The sequence below is a fragment of the Paenibacillus sp. TAF43_2 genome, from assembly GCF_052113545.1.
Taxonomy (GTDB): domain Bacteria; phylum Bacillota; class Bacilli; order Paenibacillales; family Paenibacillaceae; genus Pristimantibacillus.
Genome location: NZ_JBFRDK010000004.1, coordinates 1 through 12,262 on the forward strand (window position 1 = coordinate 1; position 12,262 = coordinate 12,262).

Annotated in this window: 9 protein-coding genes; 3 read left to right on the forward strand and 6 right to left on the reverse strand. The window is 46.6% G+C overall.

Translation table 11 applies throughout. The features are described from left to right. Positions 1–478: S-layer homology domain-containing protein (locus AB4Z17_RS01750; RefSeq protein ID WP_441957772.1), on the reverse strand; the 478-nt coding region annotated here is incomplete at its 3' end. A 557-nt stretch (positions 479–1,035) separates the two neighbouring features. Further along, the gene (locus tag AB4Z17_RS01755) at positions 1,036–2,475 is read right to left on the reverse strand and encodes an amino acid permease (RefSeq protein ID WP_441957774.1); all 1,440 of its coding nucleotides are present in this window, start codon (positions 2,473–2,475) and stop codon (positions 1,036–1,038) included. 273 nt (positions 2,476–2,748) lie between these two features. On the opposite strand from AB4Z17_RS01755, the gene AB4Z17_RS01760 reads away from it, so the two are divergent. The 3 genes from AB4Z17_RS01760 to AB4Z17_RS01770 all read left to right on the forward strand — a co-directional run bounded on the left by AB4Z17_RS01760 (position 2,749) and on the right by AB4Z17_RS01770 (position 6,381). Beyond that, complete coding sequence (locus tag AB4Z17_RS01760) at positions 2,749–3,363, forward strand: PH domain-containing protein (protein WP_430055751.1); 615 nt, start codon at positions 2,749–2,751, stop codon at positions 3,361–3,363. Positions 3,364–3,548: 185 nt separating this feature from the next. Further along, a complete protein-coding gene (locus AB4Z17_RS01765; RefSeq protein WP_441957777.1) occupies positions 3,549–4,265 on the forward strand; it encodes a winged helix-turn-helix domain-containing protein in 717 nt (238 codons plus the stop codon). After that, positions 4,243–6,381: a sensor histidine kinase gene (locus AB4Z17_RS01770; RefSeq protein WP_441957778.1), complete on the forward strand. Its 2,139-nt coding sequence runs from the start codon at positions 4,243–4,245 to the stop codon at positions 6,379–6,381. Before AB4Z17_RS01765 ends, AB4Z17_RS01770 begins: the two co-directional genes overlap by 23 nt. Before the next feature lie 72 nt (positions 6,382–6,453). Here AB4Z17_RS01770 and AB4Z17_RS01775 read toward each other — a convergent pair whose 3' ends face one another. The 4 genes from AB4Z17_RS01775 to allC all read right to left on the reverse strand — a co-directional run bounded on the left by AB4Z17_RS01775 (position 6,454) and on the right by allC (position 12,258). Next, positions 6,454–8,460, reverse strand: a complete 2,007-nt coding sequence (locus tag AB4Z17_RS01775; protein ID WP_441957780.1) for a copper amine oxidase — start codon at positions 8,458–8,460, stop codon at positions 6,454–6,456. A 286-nt stretch (positions 8,461–8,746) separates the two neighbouring features. Continuing rightward, a complete protein-coding gene (locus AB4Z17_RS01780) occupies positions 8,747–9,619 on the reverse strand; it encodes a hypothetical protein (protein WP_441957782.1) in 873 nt (290 codons plus the stop codon). A gap of 129 nt (positions 9,620–9,748) precedes the next feature. Beyond that, a complete protein-coding gene (locus AB4Z17_RS01785) occupies positions 9,749–10,975 on the reverse strand; it encodes a pyridoxal-phosphate-dependent aminotransferase family protein (protein WP_441957784.1) in 1,227 nt (408 codons plus the stop codon). Next, the gene (allC, locus tag AB4Z17_RS01790; RefSeq protein ID WP_441957786.1) at positions 10,972–12,258 is read right to left on the reverse strand and encodes an allantoate deiminase; all 1,287 of its coding nucleotides are present in this window, start codon (positions 12,256–12,258) and stop codon (positions 10,972–10,974) included. The genes AB4Z17_RS01785 and allC overlap by 4 nt, the downstream gene beginning before the upstream one ends. Between the last annotated feature and the right edge of the window lie 4 nt (positions 12,259–12,262).

Sequence of the window (12,262 nt, forward strand, 5' to 3'; positions counted from 1 at the left end):
TGATAGCAGCATCTTTAAATGATGAAGTACTCGCTGAATCGCTTACATTAATTTGAATGAGGTCGGCAACCATCTTGGCTGCTTCTTCTCTTGTTACCTGTTGATTCCAGCGTATCGTACCATCCTCATAACCCTTTACATAACCTGCTTTTACAGCTATTGCAACCTGCTCAAAGGCCCAATTCGAACTAGGTAAATCGGCAAAGGTTATAGTCTCCTTCTCACTAAGCAGAAAAGCACGATTAATGAGTGTCATTAATTCAGCTCGTGTAACCGGACGATCAGGTTGAATTGAACCGTCCTCATAACCTTCCAATAAGCCGCTTTTCACCCATTTTTTTAAATTTTCTTGTGCCCAATGACCACTAACATCGTCTTTCACAGCTCCTGCCGCAGAAACTGCTGGCAAGACCGAAAACAACATTGCCATAATAACAGCAACACTCAAAAACTTCCTTGCTCTAGTAAATAAAGACAACCTATTCGCCCCCTGCTAACATTATTGTTTTAACTAAATATGTAAAAATACTAGATAACACCATATAATAGTATATCAGAAAAATTATCTTATATAGCAATAAATTTACTTTTATTTCAACAGAGAATTTGAATACTATTTATGGCTTTATAGTAAGTTGAGGCAATTTTCCATTCCTATTTTTCAATCTAACTTAAACATCATTTCACCATAATTCGTGGTTTAAGATCTGCTATTGTCCAGTAATTCTATTTAAATTTTCTTTTTTAAATAGTTTTTATAACTTCAGTGACTTTAGATTAAGTGGGATGGCTGCAAACGAATCATTCTAGCTAGACAAACTGCGGAGTTACAAACGTTATTTCACGAAGCGAGGAATAACAACATGCAGCGCTTGCCATGAGACTCAACGAAAGCATGCAGATGCAAAACAAAGAGGATGCTGCTCTGGCGTCAATAAATTATTCAGCCATAACTCATTTAGTCATGGCTGTTATATGGGTCATTTTTTCTTATGCATCCAAAAACTAAACCCAACTCTCAATCACAATCACACCTCAATCCTCCGGATCTAGCTTACATTCTGCCAGCGTCAGCATTCGAGTACGATACTTCCATTTGTGTCCGATAAAGATGGCAAGGAAAAGGGGAATGCCGATGTAGGAGGCGAAGATATAGGCCCAATCAATACGGCCATCCTTGAGCGCGCCGATAAACTGACCGCCAATCACAACAATACAGAGCAGCATAGCTAGGATCGGACCAAACGGAAACCATTTCGCCAGATAGGCCAGATCCTCAAGCTTGCGGCCTTGTGATACATAGGCTCTGCGAAAGCGGTAATGGCTAATTGCAATGCCAAACCAAACGATAAAGCCAGACATCCCCGAAGCATTCAGCAGCCACACGTAGACGACGCCGTCACCGAAGAAGGAAGCTAAGAAAGCGAGCATGCCAAGAGCACCCGTCGCAAGGAGCGCCGCTACAGGAACCCCGCGCACGTTCAGTTTTGCCAGAAATCGAGGAGCCTTCCCCTCCTTCGCCAGCACCCAAAGCATCCGCGTAGAGGCATACATACCGGAATTGCCTGCTGACAATACCGAGGTCAATATGACTGCATTCATAATCGAAGCCGCTACGGCAAGACCTGCTCTCTCGAAAATGATCGTAAATGGACTCGTCGAAATGTCTCCGCTCGCGAGCTGCGCGTTTGAATAAGGGATCAACATGCCAATTAGCAATATCGCCAATATGTAGAACAAGAGGATTCTCCAAAAAATAGAACGGATGGCACGCGGGATATTCTCGCGAGGATTCTCACTCTCTCCAGCCGTTACTCCAATTAGCTCCGTTCCTTGAAAAGAGAAGCCAGCTGCCATAAATACGCCTAACGTAGCTAAAAAACCAGCAGGAAACGGATTGTCCGTCAGATTGCTTATGCCAACCGCTTTCCCATTCCAAATGCCGATCACCATCATCAAGCCGATAGCGATAAACACGATTACCGTTACAATTTTGATCATGGCAAGCCAGTATTCCGATTCACCGTAACCCTTAACAGACAGAAGGTTAAGGCTAAGCATTAGCAATAGAAATAGACCGCTCCACAAAATAGACGGACTGTTCGGAAACCAAAACTTCATAATAAGCGTGGCTGCAGACAGCTCCGCTGCAATCGTAATCGCCCAGTTGTACCAATAGTTCCAGCCAAGCGCAAAACCAAGCGAAGGATCAACAAAACGTGCTGCATAGGTGCTGAACGTTCCAGACACAGGCATATAGGTAGCCATTTCCCCTAAGCTTGTCATCAGAAAATATACCATAATGCCAATCAGCGAATAAGCAAGTACCGCCCCTCCCGGCCCAGCAGAGTGAATCGCACCGCCGCTCGCAAGAAACAACCCCGTGCCGATAGAACCTCCAAGCGATATCATAGTCATATGCCGAGCCTTCAGACCTCTGCGCAGCGTGTTTGAATCCTCTCGTTGCTCACTCATCGTCACGTTCCTCCTTTCCATCTCCTCAGTTTGTTGAATTTCCCGTATTTTATCCATCCGATAAAAAATTTAACAAGACGCTAGATTGAAGAATATTAAGATAAGACCTTCTAAATAAACGATGCAAAAGTTTGTGAATAAGCCGCTAATAAACTAGATGATTATCCAGTATCACACTGCGCCAAAATACGACAAATGGACTATCATAATTTCCATATTTTAATATATAATGGGAAGGTGTGAATTCCACGCAATCATGAAAGGAATGGTAAAATGTTTGGTAAATTAGCAGCAGATGCCCTAGGAATAAGTGATATTGGCGCGATCATCAAGCCCGCAGATTTCAGCAAAGCCGATTCTGACGATTACGTCATGCACGAGGATAATGAGAAGATTTATTTTCTCATTAAGTCAAAAACCGACGAATATTGCTTCACAAACCTTGCACTCATTCATTTGGACGGCAAAAGCGCACTAAGCAAAAAACGGACATTGAAGCGTTACTCTTACAGCGCGAACCAAATTTCACAGGTTGCATTGGAAACAGCAGGCACGGTCGACCTTGACGTTGAAATCAAGTTCACGATTGGCTCAGTGCCATTCTCCATTGATGTCAACAAGAAGCATATCGAAGAGCTGAAGGACCTTTATAAAGCACTTATCAAAATTTCAGAAATTACACGCGAGAATGAAATCTCGCTTGAATATGCAAGACGCAGCCTGGATCTCGCATCCACAACGTTGCAGCAAATCCATAAAGGCGACTTCAATGTCGTCGAACAGTTCGACGGACTGAACAAATCCGCGTTCAACTGGCTTGTAAATACACACAAGCAATATCGCATCAAGGATTTTGGCGCTATTTTTGAGCGTTATATCAATAATTAATTCGGACGTTTAAACCTTATCATCACAAAGCAGATCCGCTCATTTGAGCCGATCTGCTTTTTTCATACCAATTACATCACTTTAATGTAATATTATCTAACACAAATATTGCGCAAACCCATCATTCGAGTATATATTTAAAGAAATGGTTGCCATACATATCACATGTGAAGAGGTGATTCAACTTGCCAGGTGAACTCATATTAACCGTTGACGACGAAGTTAGAATCGGCGAGCTCGTAGGCATGTATTTATCCAAGGATGGTTTCCGCCATCTGAACGCAACGACAGGCAAGCAAGCGATTGAATTAACGGAGAATGAACAGCCTTCACTGATCGTGCTGGACGTTTTGCTTCCTGATATGGAGGGTTACGAGCTATGTGCAAGGCTACGACAAACAACCGATGTCCCGATCGTATTCCTCACTTGCAAGGATACTGAAATCGATAAGGTTGTTGGCTTGAGCGTCGGTGCGGATGATTACGTCAGCAAACCTTTCAGCCCAATAGAACTAATCGCCCGCATCAAAGCGCAGCTCCGTCGAAATCGAATCGTCAACCATCGGCAATCTGACATCAYTCCCTCTTCTGTCATTTCCTCTGCACATGTCGAGCTTCGCATCGATGCACATGAGGTTTACGTCGAAGGCAAGCGAATCGAGTTGTCCACCAAAGAATTTCAACTGCTCGCCTACCTGATGCAAAACGCGCGGCAGGTGCTTACAACAGAACGATTACTCAGTCATATATGGGGCTACGAGAGCAGCCTCGACACCAAAACTTTGCAGGTACATATCGGGCATTTGCGCAAAAAAATAGAACAAGTCCCTTCCACTCCTTCGCGCATCATTACGATACGCGGTATTGGATATAAATTCGATGAACCGATTAAAGAACATTAAGTCTCTCCTCCAGCCGCGCACCTTCGCTTTCCAGATGCTTGCGGCTATGCTGACCGTCTCCCTCATCCCGCTATTGCTTTTATCCGTATTCGCCGGACAAACCGTATCTTCACAGCTCAATCATTTCAATGAGCTGAATACCGCCATGATTGAGAAAAATTATTTCAGCATGTACGAAGCCAACATTGAAGAACAGGTCCGGGCGATCGATACCGAGCTGCGCCTTGTCGAGGATGCCGTTTTGCTGGCCAAAGCACTCGCAGAGTCTATTTTTTCCACGGAAAATCATGCTGAGGTTCGGCCGCTCGCTTTCAAGTATGATTTAGCGCAAAAGCGATTTATAGAGAAGCAGCCTGATGGCATGGGGGTCGTTTCTATCCGAACAGACAACCCGCTGCAATATCCAACACCGGAGCAGGCTTATGATTTAGCACGCAGCAAGGCTTTATTTCCACTTTTTAAATCTGAATCGTCACGGAAGCAAAACATCGTTTCGATTTACTATATTCATCCCAAATCCGGTTCCTATTATTATCCGGAATTTATTGCTCAAGATTCCGATGCTCCCTCGAAACCTATTCATCTTCTAACTTCATACAACTTTTATTCCGATGCGCTTAACGTCAGGCCAAAATCGAACCGGGTAGCATGGACGAAGCCCTACCTCGACATCACGCCAAGAGGCTGGATGTTCACAACTACGACGCCTGTCTATGATGAGAATCGAGTCCTCAAAGGAGTCGTAGCGGCAGACGTGACGATTGAGCGTTTCGTAAATAATGTGCTGGATACTAGATTCGCCGACGAGAACGGCATTGCATTGCTGCTAGATACGGATCACGAGCTTATCGCTGCCCAGCAGCATGGCGCCAACGAGATTCAACAGCTCGATTTAGCCCAGCTCTTCAGTAATGATACGTTAAACAGCTTCCGCAGCATGCAGCTAGACGGTCAGCAGAAGGTCGTCTTCAGCCGCTCTATCCCATCAACAAATTGGACACTTGGCTATATCATCCCTGAACATAAACTGCTTGAACCGATCCACTCAGCCACCCTTATGCTTTCTGCCCAGACGAGCGACAAGCTTATCGTCCAACTTTCCTTGCTCGGCTTAGTCGCGGTATGCTTGAGCGTTCTGCTCTCTTTCTATTTACGATTTAAGATTTCACGGCCCGTCAATATGCTTGCCGAAGCATTCGCTGAGATGAGTGAGGGACAGTTCACCTCCTCACTAGAAGACACATGGTCACTCGAATTCAACCAACTGCTGCGCGCGTTCAACCGAATGTCACACAAAATTCAGGAGCTCATGGAGGAGCAGACCGAATTAAATCATCAGCTTGAGTACAAGGTCGAGCTGCGAACGGAAGAGCTTCGTGATATGAATAATGAATTGGAAGTACGTGTCGATGAGCTGCTTCGACTAGAGCATTGGCGCAAGGAGCTGCTCATGAATATTTCACATGATTTAAAAACGCCGATAACGTTGATACGCGGTTATATCGAGGCTATTAACGATGGCACCATTAGCGGAGAAGATACTGGTATCTTTTTGCGCAGAATTTATGAGGACATTCAGACGATTAATCAGTTCGTTCGCAACTTAAATGAGCTAAGCTTACTGGAAACGAGACAGCTTGAAGCTAAGTTCACTTCTTTCGCAGCAGATTCTTTCTTTCATGCGATGGTCAGCAAATGGGAACCCTTCATGAAGCTGGAGCAGCGCCCCTTCCATACAAGAAAGCATGCCAGCGGCGGGCGATTGCGTGGCGACACACACCTAATTAGCCGCGTAATCGACAATCTCATAGATAACGCGTTGAAATATTCTACCGGCAGCAGCCCCATTACTTTTACGTATGAACTCACTAGTCATACTGCAATCTTTCGAGTTATCGATATCGGATCAGGCATACCCGATGACGCATTGCCTTATATCTTCAATTCCTTCTACCGTGTAGATAAGTCAAGAAACAGCGGTATCCCCGGCAGCGGTCTCGGCTTATCCATCGCCAAAGAAATCGCCGACATTCATGGAGGCCAGCTAACCGTTATACCAAACGCAGAAGAAGGCCATGGTTGTGTTTTCTCATTAACTCTTCCTCTATCCAACTAACGACTCCATAATAATAAGAGCCTGCTCATTCGCCCTTTGCGGCAAATGAACAGGCTCGTTTTAATTATAATGCTACTCTGTCTTATTCAAATCAAGCGTAGGCGTTTCATTAAAGAAGTTGAAAGGTTTAATCATCGCCGTTACCCATTCCGTAGGCATGATCGGGAATTCTTCTGCCCGCATGACATGCGTCGTCCCTGTCGTCAGCCATACGACCGTATCCTTGTTCTCAATACTGCGATTTTGCTGTGTCCATAGGCCAAGTCCAGTGTCTTTGTTATGTGTGGTATATTTGCCTTCAGAATAAAGCTCATCTTTCATGTAAGGCGTTACCCAAATATGATTATTTATAAATTCCGCACGTTTCAATACATAGTCCGTTTTCGTGAAGAGCGGCTCCTCCATGAATGGATGAGTGCCCCCTGCGTAAGGCATAACCTGATAACCTGTTGCATAGCCCAGCTTATTTTGTTTGGATGTATTCGTCACTAGCACAATTTTGTCTGCATCAAACTTCTGAATCGCGTCCTGTTCAACTTTGTACGTCTTCTCCACCGTTATCATCTCGCTCCGTGCAAATTCCGGATTTTTCACCGAGATAGCTTTCGGCAAAATTTCCCCTACGGAGTTCGATTCTCCATCCACATCCAGATCCAGCCTGTAGCTGAAAATATGCTGATGCGTAGGCGCCACAATATTCGCATCTACGAGTTTACCATTGCGCGTATCCTTTTCAGCGGTTTTATCCGCCATTGTTTTCGAATCGACCGCTTTTACCTGAGCGAGTCCCGTTGCACCAGCCATAAGCTTAATCGAACCATTTTGTAAAAACACCCAATCCAAGACATAATCATAATTGCCAATCGTAGCTATAGCTCGAAGAACGAGTTCACGACGCTCTCTTGCATCGCCATTGTGTGACCATTCCGGATCTGCGTATCTTTCAAACAAAGCAAAAGAGTTTTTAATGATTTGCGCTTTTCCGTCTGTGCCGTTAAGGGCCGCATCAAACATCGTCGCATTTTTTGGAACATCGGACCCTATATTAAGCGGCCTTGTCGACAAACCAACGCCATATTCACCAGCATCCATAAATATTTTGTACAGCCACGCCGCATCCGGATCGCCGTACGGCACCATCATGCCGCCAAGACCGCCTTCATACATAATTTTTCGCTTATTCCCATTCTCTGTGTAAGATACAGTAGATACCATAGGCCCTACACGCGGGTCTAGACGGAAATGGAACTTCCAATTCTGCCAATCCACCATCGTGCCTTTGACCGAGAAGCTCGCACCTTGAGGCTGGCTGATAATGAGAGGCTTGATCTCGTCAGTCCGTTTCGTCTTAATTACCTTCGTATAATCATTAGGGTCTTTCGAAACTGGAGGATTGCCTGACTCATAAATTTTCAACACTTTCTTCGCATTCAAATCAACGAGGAAAGCTAGACCATCCATCGGATGCGCAAAGTTGTTAACCGCACCTTCAATCTTCGGACGCGGAACTGACATTGCTAAGCGCGAGCCTGGCGGCGTAAGCTCTGGACCGTAATCGCCAAGCGGCCCATCTGCGAATGACACCTTGCTTAGATCCGTTATGCCATGCCTTGCTAGAGCAGCTACAGCTTCCTTATCTTTTTCAACTATCGCTTCCGTCTGGCCCCATTCTGTGTAGAAAGGCCATCCTTCCTTCACTTCTTTCCAGTACACCACTTTATCTGTATCCAAATTGACTGTTCCTTCATACGGCTTATTTCCCTTTATAAGCGTGAAAGTCGCTTCCCTTGGCAGCTTAGAACCGCCAGCATCATCCCAAGCCCATACTCGTTGTTTATCAGGCTCCTCCAGCTTAATTTCTGAGAAATACATATCCTTACTGCCATATTGCGACGATTTAATTATATTCGCTGCTTCTTCTATTTCCTGCGGGCTTAGCGGATTAAGCGGATGGTAGACGATCTTATCAATCTCTGCAGCGCTTAATCGACCTAGACCAAGCGCCCCTGGAAAGATATTAATAGAAGCAATGACAACGGACGCTGCAATAACGGATACAAACAATTTTTTCTTTCTCATCGTTTCCCTCCAATTATTATTTCTCTACTATTTCTTTACTAAACCTGCCAGCAGCTACTCACGTCTCTCTCATCGCATCCCTCATTTTCCATTGGTTATGTTATATACTCTAACATTTGAAGGTAATGAATCACGGTCATCAAGGTAAAAGAAACTTAATAAATTGCCCCCATTTCGGTAAAGCTTTTTAGCAAAAAAAGCCTATCCGCATAAACAGCAATCTCCCGCTTCCATCAGGAAACAGGAGATCGCTCATGCAGCTAGACTTTTATAAAAAATCGCTTATTTACACTTGGATGACGAACGGCACTACAATGGTTTGACCTTTTCTTTGAAATTGGCCCCACACTTTGTACAGCCCTTCTACCGGAAAACTAACGCCAAAAACGGCCTGCGGACCCGATGATGCCCAGTTAAGCGGATGGATATGAATGAATTGCTGCGTAGACTGATCAATCGCCACAACATGACCTACTGCGCCAAGATAAAGCTCTAGATCCTTAATCGGCTCCCCCGTCTTCTCATCAGTAAACGTATAAGTCATCGTTAACATCGTCTGAGGTAAAATGGGTTCAGCAAACGCAAGTTCCACTCTCATACCATCAACATTTGCTGCCAGATCTTCGCTTGGCACCAAGACGGTTGCCTTGGACGCTGCGCCCTGCACTTCTACCTCTCCTATGCGCGTAAGCTCATTCATCCCCTTCGGCAAAAAATCCGCATACAGCTTGTATCCGCCTCCCGAAGGCAATGAAATTGGAACCTCGAATTGTCCACCGCCATTATACACAGGATGAACATGCTGAAAATGCTGCAAATCCCCGCTCACAACRATAAGATGCATAAGCTTCTCGTTTGTAATCTCATAAGCTTCAACGGCTGCCCCATTTCCGTCATCAATAGAGATGGAAAGCATCGAAGAGACACCCGCGGAAGGCGTCCCTTGCGGCCATGCAACGTTCATCTTCACAGCTTTCTCCGTCGCCGTTTCCATGCCAGCTCCMGAATGCCGATGACCCAATGACAACGCATAAGGATCAAGAAGGGGGTCTGACAAATCTCCCGATGCATTAGACCAATCCACCTCTTGCAGCAGAAACGCCGTCACAAAAGCAATCATCAGCATCGTCATCATTACTGCCCACTTGTGCTTCGCCATACCCATTCCCCCACTTCGATAACATCACTATGTGGTCATTGTATAGGTACGGGGTAAATCTAAAGCCATAGCAAAGTAAAGTTAAAGTAAAGTCTTTATAAAATGTAGCTACATCTCATGTCCTACATTCTACATCCCATAAACATCCATAGCCGCCTGCAGTGCCAGGCCTGCTTCCAACTGATGACCATGTCGCAGCAGAACGGCTTCCAGCGCGCCGAGCGTAAGCAGCACGTTGCGCTTGCTGCAGCTGTAGCCCATCGTGCCGATGCGCCATATTTTCCCCTTCAAGGGACCGAAGGAGCTGGCGATCTCGATGCCGTAATGATCAAGCAGCATCGAACGTACAGATTCTCCGTCTATGCCAGCCGGAATTTCAATACAAGTAACGACGGTCATTTTGCAGGCGGGGTCGCCGTAGAGACGCAAGCCCATTGCCTCCAAACCAGCAATCAACGCTCCTTCTTGCTCACGATGCCGTGCAAAACGCGCCTCCAGCCCCTCTTCCAGCACGAGCCGCAGCCCTTCACGAAGCGCATAAAGCATGGACGTCGCTTCCGTATGATGATTCAGCCGAGCCGGACTCCAATAATCCTGCAGCTGACTCAAATCCAAATAGTTGCTTTGTATTGGGCGCAGCAGCGGGTCATGCTCGTCGTCAGCGAGAAGCAGCCCTCTTTCAACCTTTTTGCGGCTGAGCAGCTTCACCTCTGCGCGTTTATTGTACGTAATCGGCGCCATGCCTGCCGGTACGGATAAACACTTCTGCGTGCCGCCAATTACCGCATCGATGAGCAGCCGGTCAGTCGCTACCTCAATACCGCCAATTGTCGCAACAGCGTCCACAACGAAGAGCGCATTCACTTCCCTGCACGCTTGCCCGATGCCTTCGAGCGGCTGCATTCTTCCCGTTGATGTCTCGCCATGCACAAGAGCTACGACATCAGGCTGATGCTTCTTTATGGCATTAACTATTTCCTCCGTTAAAAATACACTGCCCCAATCTTTCTCCAGCGTTACTACCTCAGCACCGCAGCGCTTCGCAATCTCGGTCAGCAAATGGCCGAAGCGTCCATAAATTGGTACCAGCACCTTATCGCCAGGCTCGATCAAGCCTACGAGAACAGCCTCTATACCCGACCTCGACGTCCCATCCACAGGGAATGCCCATTCATTATCAGTCTTAAATAATTGGCGCAGCATCTCCATTGTTTCATTCATTAAYGCCGTAAACTCTGGGTCAAATTGTCCCAATATCGGATAAGACATCGCCCGCAGCACCCGCGGATCCACCTCGACTGGGCCTGGTGTCATAATCGTACGCGGTGACGGCGCCAAATCTTTGTATAGCTTCATACCTCTTCCCCCTCATAGCCTAGTCGATACAGCAGCTCTGTCAGCACGAGTACACCAACCGCAAGCTCACGCGGCTCTGTATACTCCTCCGGTGAATGCGATATGCCTCGTCTACTTGGAACAAATAACATCGCAGTCGGACAAATATGCTCAAACATTTGTGCATCATGCCCCGCTCCGCTAACCATTCTTTTCGAAGAAATGCCCATTTCACCACAAATATGATCCATATGCTGTTTAAGCACATTATTCATCGGAACCGGTTCTTCCCTAAACCACTCCGTCCCTTGAATCTGCAGCTGCCTCTCACCGGCCAATGCCGTAAAACGCTGCATGACCCAGCGGCAAAAGCTATCGAGAGCCTGTTCATTGGCATGTCGCGCATCTACAGTAAATACAACCTTTCCTGGAACGACATTCGGTACATTGGGAAACACCTGCAGCCTGCCAGCGGTCGCCACTAATGGCGATCCAAGCCGCATGGCCTCTTGACGCAGCGCCCCAATCATCGCACTAGCCCCTTCAAGCGCATCCCTGCGCATATGCATCGGAGTTGTTCCCGCATGATTCGATTCGCCAATGACTTCAAACTTCAGTCTTCGCTGGCCGGCAATTGTTTCCACTACACCGATAGCGACGCCTTCCTGCTCCAGCACCGCCCCTTGCTCGATATGGATCTCAATAAACGCGCCAACATCATGTCGTCGGCTATCCCTGCCCGTCCCTTCGCCAAAGCCGCATTGCTGCATCGCATCCGCAAAAAATACATCTTGAGCATCCTGCAAATGGACAATTTGCTCAAAGTTTCGTTTGCCGGCGATGCTGCCCGATCCCCAGTAAGCCATCGGAAATCGGCTGCCTTCCTCTTCGCAGAGGGATACAAGCTCCAGCGTTCGCTTCGGTTTGCCGAATTGCTTTTRCAAATAATCAAGTGCAAGCAAACCCGCCGCAATGCCATAGGCTCCGTCATAATGCCCGCCTTGAATAACCGTATCAATATGTGAGCCCGTTATAATAGAAGGCGCATCCGGATCGTCGCCTTGTAATTTTCCGAATAAGTTGCCAACGTTATCAAACTCCGTCGTTAGACCGCAGCTCTCCATTTTGAGCGCAAGCGCTTGCTGCGTCTCCAGCCATCCCTCGGTATAAAGCAGCCGCGTTATGCCGCCTTCTTCATCCGGGCTATATGTTGCCAGCCAATCTAACACTTGCATAACCTGCGTCTCGAAATACGATAATAGCCGTTCCTTCTCTCTCGGATGGGAAAGTACACTTCGCATCATAGCT